The sequence below is a fragment of the Clostridium estertheticum genome (assembly GCF_018861295.1).
Classification (GTDB): domain Bacteria; phylum Bacillota; class Clostridia; order Clostridiales; family Clostridiaceae; genus Clostridium_AD; species Clostridium_AD estertheticum_D.
Genome location: NZ_JAHLDM010000042.1, coordinates 1 through 25,395, shown reverse-complemented (window position 1 = coordinate 25,395; position 25,395 = coordinate 1). Strand labels below are relative to the sequence as shown.

At 29.9% G+C, this 25,395-nt stretch carries 23 protein-coding genes; 18 read left to right on the top strand and 5 right to left on the bottom strand.

What is annotated here, in order from left to right; genetic code table 11:
- Positions 1-74: 74 nt before the first annotated feature.
- Positions 75-1,862: a hypothetical protein gene (locus tag KPL54_RS24460; RefSeq protein ID WP_216109112.1), complete on the bottom strand. Its 1,788-nt coding sequence runs from the start codon at positions 1,860-1,862 to the stop codon at positions 75-77.
- A gap of 401 nt (positions 1,863-2,263) precedes the next feature.
- On the opposite strand from KPL54_RS24460, the gene KPL54_RS26355 reads away from it, so the two are divergent.
- The 10 genes from KPL54_RS26355 (at position 2,264) to KPL54_RS24410 (ending at position 10,027) form a co-directional block, all read left to right on the top strand.
- A complete protein-coding gene (locus KPL54_RS26355; protein WP_216109115.1) occupies positions 2,264-2,434 on the top strand; it encodes a L,D-transpeptidase in 171 nt (56 codons plus the stop codon).
- A 57-nt stretch (positions 2,435-2,491) separates the two neighbouring features.
- A complete protein-coding gene (locus KPL54_RS24450; RefSeq protein WP_216109111.1) occupies positions 2,492-2,752 on the top strand; it encodes an ATP-binding protein in 261 nt (86 codons plus the stop codon).
- Positions 2,753-2,853: 101 nt separating this feature from the next.
- Positions 2,854-3,963: a sensor histidine kinase gene (locus KPL54_RS24445; protein ID WP_216109110.1), complete on the top strand. Its 1,110-nt coding sequence runs from the start codon at positions 2,854-2,856 to the stop codon at positions 3,961-3,963.
- A gap of 31 nt (positions 3,964-3,994) precedes the next feature.
- A complete protein-coding gene (locus KPL54_RS24440; RefSeq protein ID WP_216109109.1) occupies positions 3,995-4,627 on the top strand; it encodes a response regulator transcription factor in 633 nt (210 codons plus the stop codon).
- Positions 4,628-4,744: 117 nt separating this feature from the next.
- The gene (locus KPL54_RS24435; RefSeq protein ID WP_216109108.1) at positions 4,745-5,680 is read left to right on the top strand and encodes an ABC transporter ATP-binding protein; all 936 of its coding nucleotides are present in this window, start codon (positions 4,745-4,747) and stop codon (positions 5,678-5,680) included.
- 10 nt (positions 5,681-5,690) lie between these two features.
- Positions 5,691-6,815, top strand: a complete 1,125-nt coding sequence (locus KPL54_RS24430) for an ABC transporter permease (protein ID WP_216109107.1) — start codon at positions 5,691-5,693, stop codon at positions 6,813-6,815.
- A 1-nt stretch (position 6,816) separates the two neighbouring features.
- Positions 6,817-7,959: an ABC transporter permease gene (locus tag KPL54_RS24425; protein ID WP_216109106.1), complete on the top strand. Its 1,143-nt coding sequence runs from the start codon at positions 6,817-6,819 to the stop codon at positions 7,957-7,959.
- A 237-nt stretch (positions 7,960-8,196) separates the two neighbouring features.
- Positions 8,197-8,610: an EVE domain-containing protein gene (locus KPL54_RS24420; RefSeq protein ID WP_216109105.1), complete on the top strand. Its 414-nt coding sequence runs from the start codon at positions 8,197-8,199 to the stop codon at positions 8,608-8,610.
- 97 nt (positions 8,611-8,707) lie between these two features.
- Positions 8,708-9,067 carry a hypothetical protein gene (locus KPL54_RS24415; RefSeq protein ID WP_216109104.1) on the top strand — a complete coding sequence of 120 codons (360 nt, stop codon included), beginning with the start codon at positions 8,708-8,710 and terminating at the stop codon, positions 9,065-9,067.
- Positions 9,068-9,241: 174 nt separating this feature from the next.
- The gene (locus tag KPL54_RS24410) at positions 9,242-10,027 is read left to right on the top strand and encodes a Cof-type HAD-IIB family hydrolase (protein WP_216109103.1); all 786 of its coding nucleotides are present in this window, start codon (positions 9,242-9,244) and stop codon (positions 10,025-10,027) included.
- A 6-nt stretch (positions 10,028-10,033) separates the two neighbouring features.
- Here KPL54_RS24410 and KPL54_RS24405 read toward each other — a convergent pair whose 3' ends face one another.
- Both KPL54_RS24405 and KPL54_RS24400 read right to left on the bottom strand, forming a co-directional pair.
- On the bottom strand, positions 10,034-10,804 hold the full coding sequence (locus tag KPL54_RS24405; RefSeq protein ID WP_216109102.1) for a LytR/AlgR family response regulator transcription factor: 771 nt from the start codon (positions 10,802-10,804) through the stop codon (positions 10,034-10,036).
- Between the two features lie 5 nt (positions 10,805-10,809).
- A complete protein-coding gene (locus tag KPL54_RS24400) occupies positions 10,810-12,438 on the bottom strand; it encodes a LytS/YhcK type 5TM receptor domain-containing protein (protein ID WP_216109101.1) in 1,629 nt (542 codons plus the stop codon).
- A gap of 229 nt (positions 12,439-12,667) precedes the next feature.
- Between KPL54_RS24400 and KPL54_RS24395 the strand changes: the two genes are divergently transcribed.
- The 7 genes from KPL54_RS24395 (at position 12,668) to KPL54_RS24365 (ending at position 20,864) form a co-directional block, all read left to right on the top strand.
- Positions 12,668-14,458: a carbon starvation CstA family protein gene (locus KPL54_RS24395; protein WP_216109100.1), complete on the top strand. Its 1,791-nt coding sequence runs from the start codon at positions 12,668-12,670 to the stop codon at positions 14,456-14,458.
- A gap of 160 nt (positions 14,459-14,618) precedes the next feature.
- On the top strand, positions 14,619-15,782 hold the full coding sequence (locus KPL54_RS24390) for a class I SAM-dependent methyltransferase (protein ID WP_216109099.1): 1,164 nt from the start codon (positions 14,619-14,621) through the stop codon (positions 15,780-15,782).
- Positions 15,783-15,839: 57 nt separating this feature from the next.
- The gene (locus KPL54_RS24385; protein ID WP_216109098.1) at positions 15,840-16,643 is read left to right on the top strand and encodes a pyruvate, water dikinase regulatory protein; all 804 of its coding nucleotides are present in this window, start codon (positions 15,840-15,842) and stop codon (positions 16,641-16,643) included.
- Positions 16,644-16,704: 61 nt separating this feature from the next.
- Positions 16,705-17,778 carry a glycoside hydrolase family 55 protein gene (locus tag KPL54_RS24380; protein WP_216109097.1) on the top strand — a complete coding sequence of 358 codons (1,074 nt, stop codon included), beginning with the start codon at positions 16,705-16,707 and terminating at the stop codon, positions 17,776-17,778.
- A gap of 50 nt (positions 17,779-17,828) precedes the next feature.
- Entirely contained in the window at positions 17,829-18,776 is a 948-nt protein-coding gene (locus tag KPL54_RS24375; RefSeq protein ID WP_216109096.1) for an L-lactate dehydrogenase, read from the top strand.
- A gap of 242 nt (positions 18,777-19,018) precedes the next feature.
- The gene (locus KPL54_RS24370) at positions 19,019-19,792 is read left to right on the top strand and encodes a sigma-70 family RNA polymerase sigma factor (protein ID WP_216109095.1); all 774 of its coding nucleotides are present in this window, start codon (positions 19,019-19,021) and stop codon (positions 19,790-19,792) included.
- 112 nt (positions 19,793-19,904) lie between these two features.
- Positions 19,905-20,864 (top strand): 2-hydroxyacid dehydrogenase, encoded by a 960-nt coding sequence (locus tag KPL54_RS24365; protein ID WP_216109094.1) that lies wholly within the window; start codon positions 19,905-19,907, stop codon positions 20,862-20,864.
- A 55-nt stretch (positions 20,865-20,919) separates the two neighbouring features.
- Here the strand turns inward: KPL54_RS24365 and KPL54_RS24360 are convergent, their stop codons facing one another.
- Positions 20,920-21,096 (bottom strand): hypothetical protein, encoded by a 177-nt coding sequence (locus KPL54_RS24360; RefSeq protein WP_216109093.1) that lies wholly within the window; start codon positions 21,094-21,096, stop codon positions 20,920-20,922.
- 160 nt (positions 21,097-21,256) lie between these two features.
- On the bottom strand, positions 21,257-23,119 hold the full coding sequence (locus KPL54_RS24355; protein ID WP_216109092.1) for a glycoside hydrolase family 20 zincin-like fold domain-containing protein: 1,863 nt from the start codon (positions 23,117-23,119) through the stop codon (positions 21,257-21,259).
- 333 nt (positions 23,120-23,452) lie between these two features.
- Here KPL54_RS24355 and KPL54_RS24350 point away from each other — a divergent pair, with 333 nt between their 5' ends.
- On the top strand, positions 23,453-24,910 hold the full coding sequence (locus tag KPL54_RS24350) for an amino acid permease (protein WP_216109091.1): 1,458 nt from the start codon (positions 23,453-23,455) through the stop codon (positions 24,908-24,910).
- Positions 24,911-25,395 lie beyond the last annotated feature (485 nt).

The following is a 25,395-nucleotide window of genomic DNA, read 5'->3' as shown; positions in this document are numbered from 1 at the left end:
AAAATAGAATAGGGACCTGTAGAGGAGACATTTTTTTAAGTGTTTATTCTACAGGTCCCTTTATTATCAGAAAATCACATTATATATATTTTATGTGTGATTACTGGTTTATTATAATAAAGCATATGCCACTTTTGTATTTTTATTTTATCACCTAAGGAGTCTGTTTCTTTTAATGATTGAGTATTCATTAATAAACTTTCAGATGTATTAAATAAAAATAATCCATCCGCACCAGCACTGTAAATATCATAAGCTCTTTCTAGATATTGATGTGGAGATAAATATGTTTTTTTATCTACGAAATTTCCGGCTAAAGTATCATCTTGTTCTTTGCTTATATCTTTGCCTGTAACATCAGCAGAAATACCTATATATAGTTTTACCTTTGACCCCTTAACCATAGTTACATAAGATTTTACATTAAAGAAATCATCGATATCAATGTTAGATGGTACCAACGTATTTATTAAACCTTCCTTAATCCATGTTTTAGGGTCAAATCCATATGATTCTGGGTTTTTGTAAGGTATTCTTACTGTAATAGTTTTTCCTTTTGGAATTTTTTTTCTTAATTCTCTTATGAAGCTATTAATAATTTTAATTTTGTCTTTGGGGTTAGTTTCACTACCAAATACTGTTGGATATCTACAAAAATCTAAAGTTATTCCATCTACGTTTTTAATAGAGACAGCTTCATAAAAAATATTTTCAACATAAGCCCTGAATTTAGGTGAATTATAACTCATTAAAAAACTACCCTTTTGAAGACAATCTTTATATTTATCGTACATAGATCCATTTAGGAATCCATATATTGCAGGATTATAAAACACATCCATTCTAAGAGAAGCATTAACCTTTACACCTTGTTTTTCTGCAGAAGCTGCAATAATTTCTAGTGGAGATTTCCCTGTTTTTAATATATTTAATATATTTGTTCGTGCTATTTTATCTCCTTTTCTAAGTTGATTCTCATACTTACCCCAGTTCGAAAGAGCCTTTCCACCATACTTGCTATTGTAATTTAGCATTCCAGTTGTCCCTAAACACCAATTTATTTCTCCAATATTTTTAGCGGCTAATGGTTGTACCATTTTACTATCAAAAGTTTCCGAATTGTAAAACTTTCCAGAATAGAACCCTGAATATCCATCAAAATCATACATTATTCTATTTCCTTCAAGCCCTTCATCTTTTTTAGTATATAAAGCTATTTCAGTGGCAGTTAAGGCAACAAATTTTACGTAAGCGATTCTAACAGTTTGAGAATAATCTGGAGCAATAGTTAAACTATCATTAGTGAAATTATGGATTATAGATGATTTTTCAGTTATAATTTGATTGCCATGTTGAGGTGTATAAACTCCATAATTATGTGTTCCTACTAAATCATAAGTATCTTCACTGTTTTGTTTTACCCTAATTGCACCTGTATCTTCGTCATATCCTATATATACTCTAAACCATCCATTAAGTTTTATAGGAACTAATAATGGACTAGTATCAATACCGTTACTTTGTATCAAGCTCTTCACAGTATCGTCTCCAATATCTTTATACCTTAGCATTTTCCAACCACACGTATAAATATCTCTTCCTCTATTATCTTTCATTCCATCGAATTCATTAAAAATATAAGATTTTTTAGCCGCGGCGGTTATAGTATCTCCTTCAGTTAGTATTATGCTTGAACCATATGCTTTACTACTTATAGAATTAACCTTATTACTTTGTAGTGAATTTAATTCTAAAGTAGAAATTCCTGTTTTTGTTAAAAAGAAAGCGGTTATAGAAATTACTGTTGAAACTATTGGTACTGCTATAAAATAAGTAAATAATTTTTTGGAATTACTTTTCAAATATTATTCCAACTCCTTAGCCTGTTTTGTTAGATTTTAACTTTATATTTGTGAGTTCTTTATAAATGAAAAATAGAAAACTATAATATTTAGGAGAATCTATTCATATAAATAATATACCATAAAATAGTGTAACTGAAAATGCTTTTATAAACCGTTTTATGGCTTCAAATATAAATAATTGGTTTTAATTATCACAGTATCTTTAATATTTTTATTTTTAAATATTCCTGTAACTGTAACTGCATTAGCAGTTACAACGTCATCATCAATAGCAAAAGAAACCACAACACTGTTTGCAAGCAAGACTAAATATTTTACTTGGGTTGATTTGAACAGGCAAAGGGTTAATGACTTTACTGGATCTGCAAATCCTTTATTTTTTCTAATATTATACTCAAATAAGGGGCAATTATTTATTTCATAGTGTGCTATATGACAGACTTGGAAACTACATTATAGATAATACACTTGGAGTTCCTGTATCCCATGGATGTGTAAGGTTAGCTTTAAAAAATGCTGAATTTATATATGATTATGTTCCAGCCAAAACTTTTATTTGGAGCAACTAGCTATATAAAAAAGCACAATTTTTAGAGAAAAATGCTATTGAAGAAAAGTATTTAGAAATGATATTTGATAGATTTAAGCAAGTAGATAAATCGCTTTCAAGAAATACTGAAGGGTCTGGTGTTGGCTTAAGTTTAGTTAAATCTATTGTAGGATTACATGGTGGTAGTATAAATGCGCAGAGCGAATTTGAAAAAGGAAGTAAGTTCACAGTATTGCTACCAACGGCAAAGATATCTAATGAAAGTAAGTTATATAATAGTAACGTCAGAAGTGAAAATGAAAATATACTAGTGGAGTTATCGGATATTTATTCGTGATTTTATTAACAAGAAATTAATAGAAAATAGGTCTAGCTAAAGTAGCTCTGAGAATAACTCGGAGTTTTTTATGTTATTATGTAATAGGTAGAGGTGAGATTATGGAAAGTTGGATATTGATAAACAAATTAGTAATATTAATTTATGTGAGTAGCTTAATTGTAAAAGGGAGCTTTAATTCTCTTTGTAGTAACTATATGGTGGTTATATCCTTACTAATTTATGTGATTATTAATGTATGCAAGGCTTTAGCTTCAAGTAGAGGACATAAATTTATTTTTTTATGTACATCTGTTTTTATACTTTTACTTTGTAGTTATCTTGTTACGCCTATATTTTTCATATTATTACCAATAAACTTTTATGAAATATTTATGGGTAAAATAAAATTTGTATATATTTTGAGTGGTTTAATAATGTCTGTTTTTATTATTAATGATAAGATTATGATATACGAATATCTCGGATCATCTTTGATTAGCCTAGTAGCATACTATTTCATTTTAGAAAGTGAAAGGACAATAGAAAAACTCACTATATGTAATGATTCTCTTAAAGAGAAAAACTATAAGTTGCGAGCAAAATTAAATGATCAAATAGAATATAAAAAACAAATTATATATACATCACAATTGCAAGAAAGGAATAATATTGCTCAAGAAATACATGATAAATTAGGTCATAGCATTTCAGGCAGTTTAATGCAACTTGAGGCGGCTAAACTTCTTGTGGACAAGGATAGTAATAAAAGTAAACTTATTATTCAAAATATAATAAATGTACTTAGAGAGGGTATGGAGAGCATAAGATTTACGCTTAAGAATATTAAACCTGAAGTTGAACAATTAGGTATAAATAAGGTTAAGTTACTTGTAGATGAGTTTAAAAATAAAGGGAAAATTAATGCGAAATTGTATTATAGTAATGAGCTAGATAAAATAACATACATTGAGTGGAAGGTTATTTGCGACAACATTCAAGAAGCTTTTACAAATATAATTAAATATTCACAAGCTAACAATGTTAAGGTAAATGTGGAAGTTCTTAATAATTTAATAAAAGTAGAAATAAAGGATGATGGAATAGGATGTTTTAGAATAGAGAAAGGACTTGGGTTATCTGGGATAGAAGAAAGAACTATGAATCTAAATGGGAAAGTTATTTTTGATGGTTATAGTGGGTTTTCAGTAATTATGCTGTTCCCTATATAAAGAACAAAGCGTGTGGAAGGATGGTGTTAAATTGCCAATTAAGATTTTAATTGCTGATGATGATTCATTGATTAGGGAAGGTCTCAAAATAATAATTGGGTTAGACGAAGAATTTATTGTAATGGGATGCGTGGAAAATGGACTAGAGGCAGTAGAGTATTGTTTAAACAATCAAGTAGATGTTGCACTTTTGGATATAAGAATGCCAATACTCAATGGTGTAGAGGCCATAAAGGAAATTTCTTTAAAGACGAAAACTAAATGCCTTATTCTTACGACTTTTGATGAAGATGAATATATAAATGCAGCAATTCGTTATGGTGCGAAGGGGTATATTCTTAAAAATAATTCTCCAGATAAAATTAAAGCTGCAATAAAGGTAGTAAACAGTGGAAATATGGTTATGCAAGAAGGCATAATAGATAAGGTATTAAAAGGAATAGATAGTGATAATAGTAGTAAGTTAGATAAGGATCTATTTACTATTAGAGAGATGGAGATAATGCAGGCAATCGCTGATGGATTATCTAATAGAAAGATATCAGCAAGGTTGTTTATTTCAGAAGGTACTGTAAAAAATTATATTACATCAATTTTAAATAAAACTAGCCTTGAGCATAGAACGCAGATTGCTATTTATTATTTAAAAGGTGGGAATAATTAGAATATGACTTTTGTCATATCAAGAAAGTGACTTTCTATACTTATAGTGGAAGTCTTTTTTTTATATAATAAAAGCATAGAAATGATTAAATATAGAGAGTTTTAAGGGGGTATTATTTTGGATATTGTAAAAATAGTTGGATTGACTAAAAAATTTGGAGACTTTACGGCAGTTGATAATATTGATCTTTCCATAAAAAAAGGAGAAATATACGGTCTACTTGGGCCTAATGGGGCAGGGAAGAGTACTATTATAAATATGATTTGTGGACTAATAACAACAACCAAAGGTTCTATTGACATACTTGGAATAGATAATAAAAAAAATTCGACAAGTGCAAAGATGAATATTGGTGTAGTACCTCAAGATATAGCACTGTATGAAGATCTAACTTGCTTTGAGAATGTAAAGTTTTTTGCAAGTCTTTATGGAATTAGAGGAAAAGAATTAAATAAAAAAGCAATAGAAGCTTTGGAATTTGTAGGTCTTACAGATAAAGCTAAGAGTTTCCCTGCGAGTTTTTCTGGGGGAATGAAAAGAAGATTAAATATAGCATGTGCAATTGCACATACACCTAAGCTTTTAATAATGGATGAGCCAACGGTAGGTATAGATCCACAATCAAGGAATCATATACTTGAAGCTGTAGTCAAATTAAATAAGCTTGGATGTACAATTATTTATACAACGCATTATATGGAAGAAATAGAAGCAATTTCTACGATGATAAGTATTATTGATCACGGAAAGGTTATTGTTTCTGGCACAAAAGAAGAACTCAAATCTATTGTTACAGATAAAAGTACTGTTGAGGTTACAGTTATTGATGGCAAGGTAATAAAGGAAGAAGAGTTAAAGGAAATAAAAGGAGTTACAGATGTTATAGTTAATGAAAACAAAATTAAGATTGACAGTTTAAAGGAAATTAATAATTTGGATAAGATAATTTTATATTTCACAGATAATGTTATTCCTATTAGAAATATCGAAAATAAAGTGCCGGATCTTGAAACTGTATTTTTAACATTGACCGGTAGAAAGTTAAGGGATTAGAGGTGATAAAATGAATATTATTTTTATAATTATAAAGGAAGTAAAACACAGTTTTAGAGACAAAAAATCAATGGCAATGATGATATTGTTTCCAATAGCATTAATAGCTGTGCTTAGCGCAGCATTTAGTTCAAGTTTTAATAGTTCTATTGATATTGGTACACCTAAAGTTTTATATAATATTGAAGGAGCAGGCGATACATCTGATAATTTTAGAAGTAGCTTTATTGAAAAAGGAAAAGAGTTTAAAATAAAATTTACAAGAATGAATGATATAGATGATTCTAAGAAGAAATTAGTATCTAAAGAGTATGACGCAATTATAGAAATGAAAAGCAATAATAAAATAGAGTTTTATAAGAGTGGACAGGAAAACCTTAAGGCTGGTGTGGTTGAAAGTATTTTATCTACATACGTACAAGAATTTAATGTGATTATGGACATTAGTAAAGTAAATCCAAGTATAATCAATAGTTTGATAAGTGATAAAAAAACGAATTATTCTACAATAACCTCTCTTAATAAATCAGTTCAGCCATCCTCTTTAGATTATTATACAATAGCAGAAATAGCGCTGATAATTATGTATGCAGGAATGACTGGACTTTTTGGAATTGCCAGTGAAAAAAATTCAAAAACTAGAGACAGAATTTTAATAAGCCCAGTTAAAAAATATGAGTTTCTTATAGGAAAAACAATAGGGGGAGTTATAGGTACAATTCTTCAAATTGCTATTGTTGTTTTATTTAGTAAGTTTGTTCTTCATTCAAATTGGGGAAATGATATATTTACTGTGTTATTAATTTTTATTTCCCAGATAATAATGGCAATAAGCATAGGTGTAGGAATTGGGTTTATTTTCAAAAACGAAAATGTGGCAAATGGAGTGTTAAATTTCATGATACCCGTAATGGTATTCCTCGGAGGAAGTTATATGAGTGTAGATAGTTTTGGAAATAAGACATTTCAAGTTATAACATATTTATCACCTGTGAGGTGGGTTAATAGATCGATATTTGATGTGATTTATAATAATAATTATAGTAAGGTTTCATATGCAATTTTGATTAATATAGGTATAGCAGTAGTCTTTCTTGCTATCTCTTCCTTGTTATTTAGAAAGGAGAATGTTTAATTTGAGAAATTTATTTTTACTGACATTTAATACATTAAAGATTACGTTTAGAAAAAAGTCTAGTATTATAGTCTACTTAATTCTTCCAGTTATAATTGTTATTTTTGTTATGTCCGCTTATTCATCAATGGATCCAAAGATAAAAGTTGGAATAAATAATAAAGCACAAAATGGAGTAATATCTAAAGATTTTATTGCTGCTCTAAATATGCAGGACAAATTTAAAATTCAAGAAATTAATGAAAGTGACATAAATAACTTTGTTGCAGAAGGTAAAGTTGATTGTGTAATTACAATACCTTCAAACTTTGACGAGGATGTTTCAAATGGAACAATGGGAAAAATACAAATAACTTCAATTAAAGGCGAGGATGCTACCGCTTGGGTTCAAAACTACGTGAATTATTATGTTAAAAGCATAATAATGATTGGAAAGGCTTCGGGTAAGGATAAATCAACCTTTAATAAACTTTATGAAGGTTTTAAGGTTCAGACCCTTGCAGTGCATAAAAATATAGTTAAGGATGAATCTAGAGATAAATTAAAGACCGTTCAGAGTATAGGTTTTTTAATAATGTTAATGCTTCAAGGAGCGACTACAACTTCAGGTCTTATTTTAAAGGATAAGAAAGAGAAAACTTATTTTAGAATATTTACGACTCCAGTTAGTAGCAGAATATATATTGGGGCAAATATACTTGCGAATATGTGTATAATGGTAGCACAATCGGTTTTAGTAATATTTGCATCAAAATACATTCTAAAATTAACTACTGGGGTACCTGATTTGCAGCTACTTATTATACTCGTTTTGTTTGGACTTGTTTGCGTAACGTTAGGAATTTTAGTAGTTGCTTTTTCAACCACGACAAAACAAGCAGGGACTATGGCTACCTTAATAATAATTCCAACTTGTATGTTATCCGGGTGTTTTTGGCCAATTGATCTGATGCCTAATATGCAGCAAATAGCCAACTTTTTACCACAAACATGGGCATTAGAGGCCATTAGGCAGCTACAAAACGGAAAAAAGTTTGTAGCTATTACTCCACTACTTGGAATACTTGTAGCCTTTGCACTAGCATTTTTTCTAATAGGTATGTATAAGATGAAAAACAATGAAAATGTTAAAAATTTCATATAATACGCTATAAAGTAAAATAACAACTACAATTATTTCCAAATTATGGTATAATGAATCGAGCAAGCAGCTTAGCAGGGTGAACAAGATGAAAATACTTTGAAATTAAAGAGAAGTTAATGATGCTCTGGGGTATATCCTTGGAGCTTATTTTACCTACTATACAAATGGCAAAAAGTGATTTTAATAGTCAATAAAAAAGTAATTATTACACATTAAAAATAATTAGGAGTTGTTAATATGAATTATTGGTGGATAAATGCGAACCCTCATGATGATAAAAATCCTTGGAGCTGGACAAAAAGCTTAGGAATTGGTCAGATGGAAGAATGGAATTCAAAAAATGAACAAGGAGGGACTAGAAAATATTTTTCAAAGGTAAAGGTTGGAGATTTAGTTATTGGATATAATTCAGGAAAACAAAGAGAACTTGTGGCGCTCGGTAAAATAACGGGAGAAAGGCATTTAAATAAAGATGGAGTACAGGTAATAGATGTAATAAAAACTAAAGATATTCAGTTTCCTATAAGTATTGAAGAAGTAAGGCAAAATGATATTCTTAAAGATAAGTTTTCGAATGGTATAAAAGTCCGAGGTACAATTATATCGTTAACTAGAGAACAATATGACGAATTAATAAAAATGATAGTATGAAAATGATATAAAAGAATTAAAGGCATTCAGAAATGGGTGCTATTTTTATGTTATAAATCTTTGATTTATAACATAAAAATAGTGGAGGTGATTATATATGTTTAGAACTATAGTATGTAAAAATTGTGATAATAACAAAGTAACTATTGAAAAAGTTAGACAACAACTATACATAAAATGCTCGAACTGTGGAAGTGTAATATTGCAAGCGATGCACTTAGAATATTGGGATAAGAGCGATATAAGTATATATAAGCTTAGAATTAATAATGGGAATGATAGGTTAATTGAGGCAGAAAAAATTACAAGAGATATTCACAATGAGGAGAATCAAATTTTAGACAAAAAGGAAATAAAGATTAGATTTATGTATATAAAAGAATATGAATACATAAGGCAACTTGAGGGGGACGAATACACGGAGATATGTTATTTGAAAACACAAATAAATAGATAAAACAATAATGTTAATTGGTCACCTATATTTATATAAAAGTAATATAAAAAATAAGTCATGGATATCCCATGACTTGTTTTAGCCTAAATGTTGGACAAGTTGTAACTGTTGTTTTATCATATAGATAGAACATAAAATTTTTTACTAAATAAGAACTAAAGAGGAGATTAAAACATGAAAAAAGCAATATTTTTTGATATAGATGGTACATTAATTGATTGTACAAGAGGCATTACACAAATCACGAAGGAAGTTGAAAAATCTATTAGAAAATTACAAGCTGATGGTAATTATATCTTTATTGCAACTGGTAGACCATATGCGTTTATAAGTGAAGAATTATTAAAATTTGGGTTTGACGGTTTTGTTTTTACTAATGGTGCACAAGTAGTAGCTAGAGAAGAATTAATTTACAAACAGGAAATTAAGAAAGATGTTGTAAAAACAATAATAAATAATTTTGAGAAATTTAATATTGAGTATATATTGGAAGGTGAAAAATATTCATATATGAAGAGTGAATGTGAAGATTTATATGAATATTATGATAATTTTAATATATCAAGGAAGTATATAAAGAGTGAGTACAATATTAGTGATATTAATATTTATAAAATGGAGATGTTATGCAAAAGCAAAGAAGCCGAAAAGTATTGTTTATCATTACAAGGGGATGAATTTGATTGTAACCATAATATATCAAGTAATATTTTCGAAGTTTATTCTAGTAGGGAAACAAAAGCGTCTGGAATAATGAGAGTACTCAATCATTTAGATATCCCTGTAGAAAATAGTTATGCATTTGGGGATGGCATAAATGATATAGAAATGTTAGAGTCAGTTGGATGTGGTATTGCTATGGGAAATGCGAGTGAAAAGGTTAAAAGTCACGCTAAAAAGGTAACGTGTGATGTTTCACATGATGGAATAGCAGTAGGAATAGAAAAATTTATAAATTAAATTTTTCTATATACCAAGTAGGTGCTTTAGTTTGTGAACATTGCTTCTACTTACAGGGACTTCAGTTTTTTTTAGATCATTAATAACTAGTTTATAAGTCCCGTGAAACCATGAGTACAATTCATTGATTTTATCTATATTAACAAGATAACTTCTGTGGACTCTGAAAAAATTAGTTCTGGCCTCAATTTTGCAAAGGGTATAATTTGTAAAGTAGCTTTTATCATATGTCTTAACATAGGTTCTTTCATCTTCTGTATAACAATAATATATAGTGTTAACATCTATTAGTTTAATAATGCCATTTTCTACGCAAGGAATCTTTTTTAAATTTATATCAACTTTATTTAAGTTATTAATTAGTTCACTAATTATATTGACAACATCATTTTGATCTTGTTTATTAGCTATATATTTTTCTTTTAAATGATTAATAGTTGTTGCGATGCGATCTTCATCAAAGGGTTTGAGTATATAATCAAATGCCTGTATTTCAAAAGCTTCTATGGCATGCATGTTGTAGGCAGTCACAAATACAATGTCTATTGCTTTATTGTCATCTTTTATATGCCTTGCAAGTTCCATTCCATTGCCAAGGGGAATATTTATGTCCAAGAATGCAACGTCAAAGGTAACATCATTTATTAGATCTATTGCCTCAATATTATCATACGCAATGCCGATAACCTCAATAAAGTTATACTGGGAAAGAAGGTATTCAAGCTCCGATGCTGAGGGCATTTCATCCTCAACAATAATGCATTTTATTTTACCCATTTTCATCACCCCTTTGGTATTATTATTTTTATTCTTGTTCCTTCATTGTAAACACTTTTAATATCTACTCCATACTGTGGGCCATACAAAAGTATAAGTCTATCGTTTACATTTTTAAGACCAATACCAGGCCATTTTGTTATTACTTCTTTATACTTTTGGGGATTCATTCCGACACCAGTATCGGTTACTTCAAAGATAATATCGTCAGATGTATCTTCAGCATTTATAAAAACAGAGCCCCCATCTTTTTTACCATGAATTCCATGTTTTATTGAGTTTTCTACTAGGGGCTGAAGTAAAAATACAGGTATTTTAAAATTTAATATTTCCATAGGGATGTTAAAATACACCTTAAGTCTCGGTCCGAACCTTGCTTGTTCTATGTGAAGGTATGACTTAATTAATTCAATTTCTTCATTTAATGTTACAAAATCATCATCCCTTTTTAGAGTTTTCCTAAAATAGTTTGATAAGTCTAGAATTAAATCTTTTGCTTTCATTGGATCTGTTCTACAAAAGCAGGATATAGTATTTAAAGCATTAAAGAAAAAATGTGGATGTATTTGAGCTCTTAGTGATCTAAGCTCAGCTGCTTGAACCCCTTCTGCTAATTTATTTAACGTGTAAAGTTCAATTTGCATGGAAAGTAGGCTTCCTAGTTCCTGGCAGAATTCAATAAAATAAGAGTCTAAATCCTTTTCACTTTTTACTTTTAATCCTAGTATACCTTCAAATTTATTTTCATTTATCACTAGTGGAACACAGTAAAACACTTCATCTTTAAATTTATCCTTAAATTTAATAACTTTAGAGCTATTTTGCGAAAATACAGAACTTAAATTGTGCGATAACAAAATTTCGGATAAAGACTCTCCACAGTAAGAGAGAAGTGTCTTTTTATCAGCTATAAATACACCTTGCACAATACCAATTTTATATATTATTTTTACTATTTTATCTGCGGTGTTTTTACTTAAGCCTAATCTCATGTAAAATAGAGTCTGTTTAGAAATCGCAAGTACTCTTTGTGCTTGTATTGCTCCGGTTCTTGCATTTTCGATTTTTATTCTGTTTATTATGTCCAAAAAGATCGCAACACCAAGAGAATTTACTAATATCATAGGCAATGCTATTACTTTTTCTAAGGCGAGACTTTGATAAAAAGGTTTTGCTATTAATAGTATTAATAACATCTGAAATGTTTCAGCAATAGATCCACCAATAAATGCTGTCTTAATGCTAAAATTTTTATCCTTTAAATATAGTCTAATAAGTCCACCTGTAAGTCCTTCAATAATAGTTGCAATTCCACATGCAACGGATGTAAAGCCACCTAAGGTATAACGATGGAATCCTGCAATGGCACCAACTATAATTCCAACAATAGGTCCGCCCATCATTCCTGCTACAATAGCTCCAATAGGCCTAGTATTTGCAATAGCGTGAGGCTGAATATCAACACCAATATAGGTTCCAAGTATTGATAATATAGTAAAGGAAATTATCATAATTATTTTATCCCTTAAATTTATACTATTTTTAATTAATTTCTTGAATGTGTTCGAATGGCTGAATATATATGCGGTTAGAGCAACAAGTGACATTCCCTCCATTAGTTGTAAATATAACATATAAATTCACATCCTTATTTTATCTTATAATTAAATTATAGCTGAAAAAAAATAAAATACAAATTAAATGATAACGATTTTATGAATACTATTCAAAGCAACTATTGTACACTTAGACCATTAAATATTACACTTCACCGCAAATATATTTACGGTGAATAAGTGTAGCAATATAATATAGTTACATTATTATTTGACTTATAAATATATTTTGAGAGGAGTAAGTGTTATGAATTCTATTGTATTAGTAATCGTTGCCGCTCTTGTTCTTATTATTGCTTACAGAACCTATGGTGCTTTTATAGCCGCTAAGGTTTTGGTTCTGAATGAAAAAAATAAAGTGCCATCAGAGGTACATAACGATGGCAGAGATTTTATACCAACCAATAAATGGGTGTTACTAGGACATCATTTTGCGGCTATTGCAGGCGCAGGGCCACTTATTGGACCAGTTCTTGCAGCACAGTTTGGATACTTACCAGGAACTCTATGGATATTGATCGGCGCAGTAGTTGGTGGTGGTGTTCATGATATGGTGGTACTATTTGCATCTGTTAGACATGATGGTCAATCAATAGCTCAGCTTGCTAAAATCTACTTTGGTAAGAAAATGGGTTTGGTTACATCTATTGCTGTTTTATTTATACTTATAATAACAATGGCAGGTCTTGGAATACCCGTTGTTAATTCATTATTTAACAGCCCATGGGGTACATTTACAGTTGGGTTCACAATACCAGTAGCTATGTTTATAGGGATTTATATGAAATATATAAGGCCGGGAAAAATAGCAGAGGCTACTGTAATTGGAATGGCTCTTATTATGGTAGGGGTTATTGGAGGACCATTTATTCAACATACAGCAATTGGACAATTTTTAACTTTTGATGCTAAACAAATGTCTATTATACTTGCTGTATACGGTTTCTTTGCGGCGGCACTTCCGGTTTGGCTTTTATTGTTACCAAGGGATTATTTAAGTACTTATATGAAACTTGGAGTTATAGGTGCACTTGCACTCGGAATAATTATAGTAAGACCAGTACTCCAAATGCCAGCAATAACTCAATATGTTCATGGTGGTGGTCCAATTATTCCAGGAAAAGTATTCCCATTCCTCTTTATAACAATAGCTTGCGGTGCTCTATCGGGATTTCATGCACTAATTAGTTCAGGAACTACGCCAAAGCTTATAAAAAATGAGAAAGATATACTTCCAATAGGTTATGGGTGTATGCTAATAGAAGCTTTTATAGCTTTAATGGCTTTAATTGCAGCTTCAGTACTTCCAACAGCAGATTATTTTGCAATAAATTCACTACCAGCAGTATTTGATAAACTTAACATGATACCAAAGGAACTTCCAATGCTCTCAGGAATGGTTGGAGAGCAGTTAGCAGGAAGACCAGGTGGATCGGTATCACTTGCAGTAGGTATGTCATATGTATTTTATAAAATTCCAGGATTAACTAAATTAATGGCTTATTGGTATCATTTCTGCATTATGTTCGAGGCATTATTTATATTAACAACAATAGATGCTGGAACTAGAATTGGAAGATACTTATTACAAGATTTAGCAGCTTCGGTATATAAACCATTTGCTAAAAAGAATTCTTGGGGCAATATAATATTATTTAGTGCTCTAATGTCATTTTCATGGGGATATCTTCTTTATACAGGAAATGTATCAACTATTTGGCCATTATTTGGTGTTGCAAACCAGACACTTGCAGCAATAGCATTTGCAATTGGTACTACATTTTTAATTAAAAATGGTAAACAAAAGTATATGCTGATTACAGTTTTGCCACTGATATTTATAGCGGTTACTACATTTACAGCAGCTATAGAAAATATATTCAATAATTATATTCCGCAAAACAAAATAGTACTTGCGGTTATGTCAACTATATTAGTTATTATGCTTGCAATAATATTAGTTGAAAGCGTTAAAGTATGGATCGTAGAATTAAAAAAGAACAAGGCTGTAATGAATAAAAAAGAAATCACTGAGTAAATGTTTATTGCAAAATTAAGGTACAGTTTTTATTAGAAGCTGTACCTTAATTTTATTTAATATAAATAGGGTATTTAAAGTGTTAGTATTAATTAACTTGGTATATAATAATGTTATTAGATGGAGAGTTAGTTAAAATAAATTACTAGGAGTGCTTAAGATGGAAGAATTAAAGAAAGCAATTGATGAAATAGTTAAACAAGATATTATAAAGGTAGTTATTAGCAATAAAATTAATAAGGACGTAGAATATAATAAAATAACATTTGTATTGAAGGAAGATGATGAAAAACAATATTACCAAATAGAAAAAACGACTGATAAACAGGTTTTTCATGAAAATATTAATGTTGATATTTTAGATGAAAAGCTTTTGGAATATGTACAAGGAAAATATAAACAACTTGATGCTTGGGCTGGTACTACAACCTTTGATTTGAAGATATCTAAAAAAGGTAAGGTTCATTTGGGACACAAAAGGAGTGATAATGAAAAGCTTACAAGTAAGGGCCATAATAAAGAAAAAAAGTATATTCTTAAAGAGGGTATGATAATCGAGCCCCTTATAGATTTAGGTATTTTCACAAAAGAAGGCAAGGTTGTTAATTCAAAATATGATAAATATAAGCAAATAAATAGGTTTGTTGAAGTTATTGATGACGAAATTAAAAATAACGATTATAAGGAACTTACTATAATAGATTTTGGATGCGGGAAGTCATATTTAACATTTGTATTATATTATTACTTTGTTGAAATTAAGAAAATTAATGTGAAAATGATAGGACTTGATCTTAAAGAGGATGTAATCGGAAAATGCAACGAGATAGCAAAAAGATATAATTATGAAAATTTGAGGTTTGAGTTAGGAGATATAAATGGCTTTAAATATGAAAATAAGGTTGATATGGTAATTACATTACATGCATGTGATACTGCCACTGATTATGCTTTGTACAATGCAATAAAGTGGAATAGTGAAATGATATTTTCTGTTCCTTGCTGCCAACATGAATTTAATAGTCAAATTAAAACGGAATCATTAGCTATACTAACAAAGTATGGAATAGTAAAGGAAAGAATTTCAGCACTTATGACAGATGCTGTGCGTGCGAATCTTCTTGAGTACTCTGGATACAAAACACAACTTTTAGAATTTATAGATATAGACCAGTCTCCCAAAAATATATTAATTAGAGCAATAAAAGCTAATATACCAATTGAGATAAAAGAAAAGGCTTTGTCCGAAGTTAATGATTTAATGACTTCATTTAATTTAAAACCAACATTATATGATCTATTAAAAAAGGATAATTTAATATAATTATCATAATAATAGTATAAGATGAATACCTAAATTAGGAAGGTAGATGATGTTAAGGTGTTAACAATATATGCGGTATCGGATTCTATAGGAGAAACAGCAGAACTTGTAGCGAAATCAGTAGAAAGTCAGTTTCCAGGTAATATTATAATAAAAAGAGTACCATATATTAAAACAGCTGAAGATGTTAATAAATTTATCAGTAAAATAGAAGATAATTCGAAAGCAATGATTATTTCAACTATTATTATGGTAGATGTGAAGGAATTCCTAGTCCAAAGATGTGTAGAAAAAGGGGTATTTATATCAAATATTTTAGGGCCAGTTATAGGTCTTGCATCTAAGTTATTAAACAAACAGCCAGAATATATTCCCGGGGCAATATGGAATATGGATAAGGAATATTATAAAAGAATAGAAGCTATGGAATTTGCTATTCAGTTTGATGATAGTCGTGATTATAATGGAATAAAGCTTGCGGACGTAGTTCTCATTGGTGTCTCAAGAACTTCAAAAACCCCATTATGTATGTATTTAGCTAATAAGGGAGTAAAGGCTATAAATATACCTTTAGTGCCTGAAGTTCCTGTTCCAGAAGAATTGTATAATATTCCAGGAAGAAAGATCATAGGGCTTACAATAAATCCTTTTGAGCTTATTGAAATTAGAAAACATAGAATGGATAAATTTAGTGGACTTAATTCTAGTTTTCAATATTCTAATGACGCAAGAATACTCGATGAATTAGATTTTGCTGAAAAAATAATGAAAAAGACAAGGTGTTTAACTATCGATGTTACTAAAAGAGCTATAGAGGATACAGCATTAATTATTATGAAGAGCATAGGGAGTACTAAATAGTTAATTTAAATTTTTTATACTATAAAGGATACAACAACTAATTATCTCTAGAGGTGGTAAATTGATAGAATTAAATGTTTATGAATTTGGAGCTATAGGAAATGGAGTAATAGATGATACATTAGCTATTCAAAGTGCAATAAAATATTGTTTTGATAATAATATAGATAGATTAAAGTTTGAAAATGAAAAAGTATATCTATGTAATAAAGAGATTGTGTTATACGGTAAAAATTTAATTGTTGATGGTAACAACTCAATAATTAAGAGAACTAAAGATTTTAAGGGTGTTTTTGGAGCTGTATTAAGTGTATACGGGTTAACACCTAATTTAAGCTATCCATTACTTGGAAAGTATGTAGGTAAGATAATTCCTGCGCAAAGCATTGTTATTAGAGATTTAAGTATCTATTGCGTAGAGAAAATTTCTAGTTCTACCTATATAAATGGGGTAGGAGCATGTAATGCTAAAAATATAATTCTTCAAAATATTATAGTTACCAATGCACCACAAACAGCTTATGCTATTGTTTCATCTTCCATTGATAATAAAAATTTAATAATTGATAATGTAATATTGGATAGTTGTATATCAAGAAATAGTAAAAAACATTCATTTAGGCTTAGTGCAATAAAGGATAGTACTATATTTAATGCTAGGATGATTAATTGCTTAGCAATAAATGTCATAGAAAGAGAGTTTGGGTATAATGCAGAAGGTAGAAAGGTACATTTAATATGTAATGTGTCCTCAGAAAATATTGGTTGTTATAAAATTATAATTGATGGTTGTCATTTTGATGAGAGCGGTGAAGTTTATATAGTTCAGAATTGCACTAATATAACAATTCAAAACTCACAATTATTTGGTGGGCTAGAGATATATAATCCTAATAAAATGATAAGTAATAATATAGTTATAAAAGATAATGAATTTGATTATGTTTCGAACAACAATATTTATAAAACACCATTATTATTATATAATATAAAAAACATTAACATTGCAGGGAATGTATTTAATGACCCTTTAAAGGAAATACTAGATGAATATAATATACGTATATATGGTTGTGAGGATATTATTTTTAAAGAAAACTATAATTTTAATTTATTAATAAACAAATCTAGTTGATATTAATTATTAATTAGTATATAATGTTAATAAAGAAAGGAAGTCTTTTTATGAGAACAAAAGGAAATAAAATATCCATTATTGGAGCTGGATTTGTAGGGTCAACTACTGCATTTGCTCTAATGAATGGAGGACTTGCAACTGAAATTGTAATTGTAGATATAAATAAGAATAAAGCTGAGGGAGAGGCAATGGATTTATCGCATGGTGTTTCATTCGTAAGGCCAATAGAGATAACTTCTGGAGAGTACTCGGATACAAAGGATTCGGATATAGTAATTATTACAGCGGGGGTTGGTCAAAAGCCAGGTGAAACAAGGCTTGATTGTATTTCTAAAAATTTAAAAATATTTAAAAGTATAGTCCCGGAAGTTGTAAAATTTAGCCCAAATTCTATATTATTAGTAGTGTCAAACCCTGTTGATATATTGACTTATATAACTTATAAGTTATCAGGCTTTCCAAGTAATAGGGTAATTGGTTCTGGTACTGTTCTTGACACATCAAGATTTAAATACTTACTTAGTAAGCATTTTGAAATTGATGCAAGAAATATTCATACCTACATAATGGGTGAACATGGGGATTCAGAAATTGCAGCATGGAGTATAACTAGTATTGCAGGTATGAATGTTGATGAGTTCTGTTCTACATGTCCTAATAAATGTGATGGAGAGCTTAAGTATAATATATATAAGGAAGTAAAGGAAGCGGCTTATACTATTATCCAAAAGAAGGGTGCAACTTATTATGCTGTTGCTCTAGCTATTAAAAGGATAGTTGAAGCAATATTAAGTAATGAGAATTCTATTCTTACGGTATCATCTCTATTAAAAGGTGAATATGGAATTGATGACATTTATATGGGAGTGCCAACAGTTGTAGGTAGAGGGGGAGTAAAAAAAATATTAGAGGTTAAACTTAATGAGGAAGAGAAGACAGAACTCTTTGAATCTTCGAAGGTACTCAAGGAAGTTATAAAGGACTCGAAAATATAAGACTAAATGTAAATTATAACTGACATCTAATTAAAAACGTCATATAAATATCACTTCTTTTTAGCTGATATTTATATGGCTTTCTTTTTTTTGTTATTATATATATGCTGTGGTTAGTACTGCAAGATTTCTATTTTTATATGACATGATAGTTACAAAATATTATAGCTTGTCTTTAGTATAATAAATGCATCATAAGGACATAATTTAAAAACAAATACTCTGAAGGGAATGATAGCCTTATGATGTTAGATAAAGTAGAAATATGTGGGGTAAATACTTTTAAATTACAGGTATTGGAAGAAAAACAAATACAAGAGTTACTATTTAGGATACAAAATGGAGAGTATGAATGTAGAGAAAAATTTATTGAAGGAAATCTTAAATTAGTGTTTAGTGTTATAAAGCATTTTAACGACAGCGGTGAAAAGGTAGAAAAATTATTTCATGTAGGCTGTATAGGTTTAATGAAGTGCATTGATAACTACGATATAAGTCGAGAGGATAGGTTCTCGACTTATGCAGTTTCAATGATAATCGAGGAAATAAGAAGGTACTTAAAAGATAATAACCCAATAAGAGTAAGTAAATATTTAAAAGATATTGCATATAAGGTTTTACAAGTTAGAGACAGATTAGTAAGACAAGACAATAAAGAGCCTACTATATCTAAAATAGCCAAAGAACTTGAATTAACTAGTGAGGACATAGTATTAGCTTTAGATACTATTCAAGATCCTACATCGTTAATTGAACCAATTTATTATCAGGACGTGGATGAAATTTACGAACTGGATAAAAAACAAGACAACAAAAATTTAGAGGATAGTGTTCTAAAGAACATATCAATTAGAGAATCAATGAAAAAATTAAACGCTAGGGAAAAATTAATTGTAAACTTAAGGTTTGTTAATGGAAAAACTCAAATGGAAGCAGCGAGTGATGTAGGCATATCAAAAGAGCAAGTAGTTATGATAGAAAAAAGTGCATTAAAACATCTGAGAAGGCATGTATAGGATTTTCTTTGAAAATCCTATTTTAAATAGTTCATTTTGTATAAATACTTTATTTTTCAAGCGAACAGTAGTAGTATTAGTTATAAAAATTTATACTCTAGGAGGGATATATATGATAAACACAGTATTTCTAAATTCAGCAAAACTTAACTTTGACAAGAAACTAGACTTTTCGTCGATAACTAAACTAAGCACTTTCACAAAATATGATGAAAATATAAATGAAAAAATTTTAGAGAGAGTTAAAGGTCAAACTATTATAATTACTAAGGAATTACCTTTGAGTGGCAAATTAATATCAGAGTTCCCGTCCTCAGTTAAACTTATATGCGAAGCTGGGACAGGCTATAACAATATTGATATTATTGCTGCAAGAAAAAGAGGTATTACAGTTTGTAATGTTCCAAGCTATAGCACGCAAGCAGTTGCAAATCTAGTAATTACCTACATATTAAATTTTAGTTCTTCATTAATACAACAACAGATTATGATCAAAGAAAAAAACTTCGATAATTTTAATAAACATTTACAGTTGCCTCATTTTGAACTTCAAAACAAAACACTTGGAGTCATCGGTGGATATGGTGCTATTGGACGTGAGGTTATAAAAATTGCCTTATCAATAGGGATGAATATTATTATATATAGTCGATCAGAGCAATCATGGGAGAACCCAAATGTACACTTTACTTCACTTGAAGAATTGCTCAAACAGAGTGATTTTGTATCGATTAACTGCCCTTTAACAAAAGAGACATTACACCTTATTAATAAGGATAGGCTTAAGTTAATGAAGCCTTCCGCTTTTATAATAAACACATCAAGGGGAGCAATAATAAAAGAAACTGATTTAATAAAATCTCTGCAAAATGGCGATATTGCCGGAGCTGCGCTAGATGTTCAGGACCCGGAGCCACCAGAAATTAATAATCCCTTGTTTGATATGGAAAATGTAATTTTAACTCCACATATAGGGTGGAGACGTTTTGAATCTAGGCAAAGATTGATTGAACTCATGGCGGGTAATATAGAATCATTTATAAAGGGAAAACCAATTAATGTTGTAAATTAAAAATGACATATAAAAGCTGACATCATTTTTACGGTGTCAGCTTTATATTTATAGATTAATGAAAATTATTTTCTTTTGTTATGTTATTAGTTACAAATTCCTCTAATACACTCATTATTTGTCCTTTGCTTAATGTGTTATACCAATCCATTCTTTCGACGCAAGTTGAGTCCATCATATCTTTATTGTAAAAATTATCGCCTTTTTTAATCCTTATAAATATCTGTTTCATTGTTATCCTCCTACTAAAATAATTAATTTATTATGGGTGCATAAATTTTTTTTATAAAGTTCTTTTCATTTCAAATATGCCCATTTTAAAATAATTTATTCTTAGTTAGGATAAAAAAACAATAAAATTATTTATTATTCTACATTGAAAATGGAATTTGTTAACAAGCAAGAAGGCGTATACCTCTTAAATATTTACAAGTGTAGGATATAATATCTCTAATTCTATATAATTCACTTTCTTTATTGCGTGTTCTCCATATTTTTGTAAAATCATAGAACCACACTTCAAGATTTTCAGCGAGATCTCTTGGCGTGAATACTGTATTTATTTCATTCATAGCATATTCATTCTTTAGTAAGTTTAAGAAAAAGCTATCTACTAACTGAATTGCTCTTGCTGAGACAATAAATTCTTGCAGATCAAATGTGTTTATGCGTACCTTATTAGATAATATAGTGAACTTATTTTCTATTTCGCAAGCTAGGTTATACCCATCTAAAATTTTTTCCCAATGAAGATCGCGCAAACTCTTTTTAATATCTAAATCATTCTTAAAATGTTCTTTCCATTCAACTAGTTCATACCATCCCACAACTTGATTCTTTGATAATTGATTAAGTAGTGAAACAAGCTTAAGTGAGTCATCGCCATACTCTATTATAGATATGGCTTTATATACATTTTCAAAGTCTTTTTCTCCTTCTGGATTCCATGATAAAGAGGCTGCGTAAGCCATGCCAGGAATTGAGGTGCTTAAAAAATTTATATGACCAAAGTCACCCCAGTCAGTATTTAGAACGCCAGTTGCACCATATTTTACACCATAGGCTACCATTCTTTTTATATTTTCAAAACCTTTATCAACTTTATTCACTAGTTGATTCCAACCCCATACACCTGGGCATACGTATTGTTCCATACCTGATTCAGTTATTGCCTTTGTTCCATCTTCTTTGGCATTTTCATTGTAATCCCAATTAAGACAAATGGCATCCTTACTTATATTACTTAAAAGTTCTGGATGATGTAAAATCACATCCCCCCAAAACATAACGCGCTTGCCTTTTTTCTTTACTATATCTATTACTTTGTTCAAAAATTCAACGTATAACATTCCAACTCCAACCTCATCAGCACGGGCCTTGCTTTTTCCCTTACCTAATTCAAAAGTTTCATCACAACATATATTGAATGTGTTTGAACTAAATAGAGGGATATACTGCATTAGCATTTTTTCAACAAGCTTTATGCTACCTTCGTTAGTTGTATCAAGTGTGTGTGAATTCATTCTATGCTCAAAGGAATACTCGCCTCCTTCGCTGTTTTCTAGTTCACAAAATTCATTGAAAGATTTTGATCTAAGCACTTCGTACATGTGACCGAATGTAGATAATGAAGGAATTAGCTCAACATGTCTTTTGTTACAATACTGGTCTAGTATTAAAATTTCTTCAGATGTTAGTGGATCTTTGTCCATCCAAATTTCACTCATGCCCTTAAATGCAAAAGTGTGCTCTATATATAGTTGCAACTGATTTATTTTATAAAAAGACGCCCTATCAACTAGCTCCATAAGCATTTTAAGTGTTGGTACTTTGCCCCTTGTAACATCATGATAGAATCCACGATTAGAAAAGTAGGGTTCATCATCAATTTTAAGTTTTGGGAGTAAAGCCCCGTTTTGTCTTATAATTTGTCTTAATGTCTGTACTCCATAAAATATGCCTATGGAAGTAGCACCACATATTTCGATGCGGTTACCATCAATAGTTAAGCTGTAAGCTTCTTTTGGACCTGATGTTTTTTTAAATGTAATTATAACTTTATTGCTATTACAGTCAAAAGATTTATTTATTAATAAATTGAAGCCTAATTGCTGTTTAATTTCATCTTGTAATAAAATAGCAGCATTTAGGTCATCAAAACTACAGAGATAATCTAAGACTATCTCTGTATCTCTTTTAAGCTGCAATGTACCTTCTTTTATATCTAAATGTTTTGGACTTGGTATTAAAAACATATTGTGCACCCCTAAATTTTGTTTGATTATGATTCTTTACGTTATACCATATTTGATGAAAAATCAATAGTCTTAAAGAGAATAATAAAATTATCAAAATAACGGGTATAAAGTGAGGTTAATGTTGAAATCATTTAAGTCTTATATATGTAAATAAAATACTGGAATTCTAATAAAATATCTTAATATGGATTTTATTTATTGCTAATAGCTATAGTAATGGTGTAAAATATATTGAATGATGTTAGCTTTGGAATGATTAAAGTAGCGAAGTTTGTTACTTCTTTGAATAATATTTAAGGATTAGATAGCAATAAATTAAGGGAGGTTATAATGAGTGAAGTAAAGACAAATGAATTAAAAAGAGGATTAAAGTCTCGTCACCTTAACATGATTGCTATTGGTGGAGCAATAGGAACAGGACTGTTTTTGGCTTCAGGCGGAACAGTAAGTGAAGCAGGTCCTGGTGGAGCGTTAGTAGCATACACCGTTATAGGAATAATGGTATATTTTTTAATGACAGGGCTTGGTGAGATGGCTACATTTATGCCGGTTACTGGTTCGTTTGAAACATATGCATCAAGATTCGTTGATCCAGCATTAGGATTTGCATTAGGTTGGAATTATTGGTATAACTGGGCAATTACTGTTGCGGTTGAAATGGTCGCAGGAGCTATGATTATGAAATACTGGTTTCCAGGGGTGCCGGCACTTGTTTGGAGTATTTCTTTCCTAGTATTATTATTCGGGTTAAATATGCTTTCTGCTAAGGCTTATGGAGAATCAGAATTTTGGTTTGCAGGTATCAAAGTTGTAGCAGTTTTAGTGTTTTTGGCAGTCGGTGTCGCAATGATTTTTGGAATAATTGGGGGACATCATATTGGGCTTTCAAATTTTACGTTTTTAGATCCTAAAAGTGGTCTTAAAGGACCATTCCCATTTGGATTTAAAGGTATATTAATGGTTTTCTTAATTGCTGGGTTCTCTTTTCAGGGAACAGAACTTGTTGGTATTGCTGCTGGAGAAAGTGAAGATCCAGAGAAAAATGTACCTAAAGCAATTAATAGTGTATTTTGGAGAATTATAATATTCTATTTAGGGGCAATATTTATTATCAGTGCATTGATACCTTTTACACAGGCTGGAGTTACAACAAGCTCTTTTACCACTATATTTGAAAGAGCAGGTATTGCTGGAGCTGCAAGTATAATGAATGCTGTGGTTTTAACATCGGTGCTTTCATGTGGTAACTCTGGAATGTATGCGGCTAGCCGTATGTTATATGCAATGGCAAGGGAAGGAAGGGCACCAAAGGCTCTTTCTAAAGTAAATTCTCGCGGCGTTCCTATAAATGCATTATTACTTACTACATTAGTAGCATCTGCATCTTTTTTAGTAGGTTTATATGCGCAAGAAACAGTATACATGTGGTTAGTTGCAGCTTCGGGACTCGCTGGATTTATAGCATGGGTAGGAATTGCAGTATGTCACTATCGCTTTCGTAAAGCATTTGTAGCACAAAAAAAAGATATGAATTTATTAAAATATAAAGCAAAATTTTTCCCGTTTGGACCAATTCTTGCACTAATATTATGTGTTATTGTTATATTAGGACAAGGCGTAACTTATTTTACAGCTAATTCAATAGATTGGAAAAATGTTATTGCATCTTATATTGGATTACCTTTATTCTTAGCTTTATGGATAGGATATAAGGTGAAGTATAAAACTAAGGTTGTGAATCTAAAAGAAGCTAGTTTTAGTACAGAGCCAATACAACACGAAAAATAATTTTTAATTATAATTTAGATTAGCAAAAAGGTTGCAATGATAATTCATTGCAACCTTTTTGTTGACCATTGGCATATAATTTAGATTAGTTATAATATATTTCAAATATTACAAATATTTAAATCATTTTACCATGCGTATCCGAATGCGGTATATTGAATTATTTAGACCTATATGTAGAAATATAGAGTTAATCTTATTAGAATCTACTTATGTTAAAAGTGACTTTATATATGTATGATAGAATACTCCTTGTCGTCACATAGAAGTGGCACACTAAACTAACTGTTAATTACAATTTATTAGATTTTAATTATAAATTTATTATAAAGAAGTAGTTGACAAAACAAGAAAAACCTAGTATTATAGTAGAAGTCGTCACATGATGACAAAGCAAATTGGTCTTTGAAAATTAAACAGAGAAATAGGTAAAGAAATGAAATAATATTTTATTTTAACCAGTCAATTACTTTAGTAAAAGTAAT

Coding starts and splice junctions, on each gene's coding strand:
- KPL54_RS24350 (WP_216109091.1), top strand. CDS start 23,453: ATGAGTGAAGTAAAGACAAATGAATTAAAAAGAGGATTAAAGTCTCGT.
- KPL54_RS24445 (WP_216109110.1), top strand. CDS start 2,854: ATGGAAAGTTGGATATTGATAAACAAATTAGTAATATTAATTTATGTG.
- KPL54_RS24395 (WP_216109100.1), top strand. CDS start 12,668: ATGAATTCTATTGTATTAGTAATCGTTGCCGCTCTTGTTCTTATTATT.
- KPL54_RS24400 (WP_216109101.1), bottom strand. CDS start 12,438: ATGTTATATTTACAACTAATGGAGGGAATGTCACTTGTTGCTCTAACC.
- KPL54_RS24365 (WP_216109094.1), top strand. CDS start 19,905: ATGATAAACACAGTATTTCTAAATTCAGCAAAACTTAACTTTGACAAG.
- KPL54_RS24420 (WP_216109105.1), top strand. CDS start 8,197: ATGAATTATTGGTGGATAAATGCGAACCCTCATGATGATAAAAATCCT.
- KPL54_RS24370 (WP_216109095.1), top strand. CDS start 19,019: ATGATGTTAGATAAAGTAGAAATATGTGGGGTAAATACTTTTAAATTA.
- KPL54_RS24430 (WP_216109107.1), top strand. CDS start 5,691: ATGAATATTATTTTTATAATTATAAAGGAAGTAAAACACAGTTTTAGA.
- KPL54_RS24405 (WP_216109102.1), bottom strand. CDS start 10,804: ATGGGTAAAATAAAATGCATTATTGTTGAGGATGAAATGCCCTCAGCA.
- KPL54_RS24360 (WP_216109093.1), bottom strand. CDS start 21,096: ATGAAACAGATATTTATAAGGATTAAAAAAGGCGATAATTTTTACAAT.
- KPL54_RS24355 (WP_216109092.1), bottom strand. CDS start 23,119: ATGTTTTTAATACCAAGTCCAAAACATTTAGATATAAAAGAAGGTACA.
- KPL54_RS24390 (WP_216109099.1), top strand. CDS start 14,619: ATGGAAGAATTAAAGAAAGCAATTGATGAAATAGTTAAACAAGATATT.
- KPL54_RS24410 (WP_216109103.1), top strand. CDS start 9,242: ATGAAAAAAGCAATATTTTTTGATATAGATGGTACATTAATTGATTGT.
- KPL54_RS24415 (WP_216109104.1), top strand. CDS start 8,708: ATGTTTAGAACTATAGTATGTAAAAATTGTGATAATAACAAAGTAACT.
- KPL54_RS24450 (WP_216109111.1), top strand. CDS start 2,492: ATGATATTTGATAGATTTAAGCAAGTAGATAAATCGCTTTCAAGAAAT.
- KPL54_RS24375 (WP_216109096.1), top strand. CDS start 17,829: ATGAGAACAAAAGGAAATAAAATATCCATTATTGGAGCTGGATTTGTA.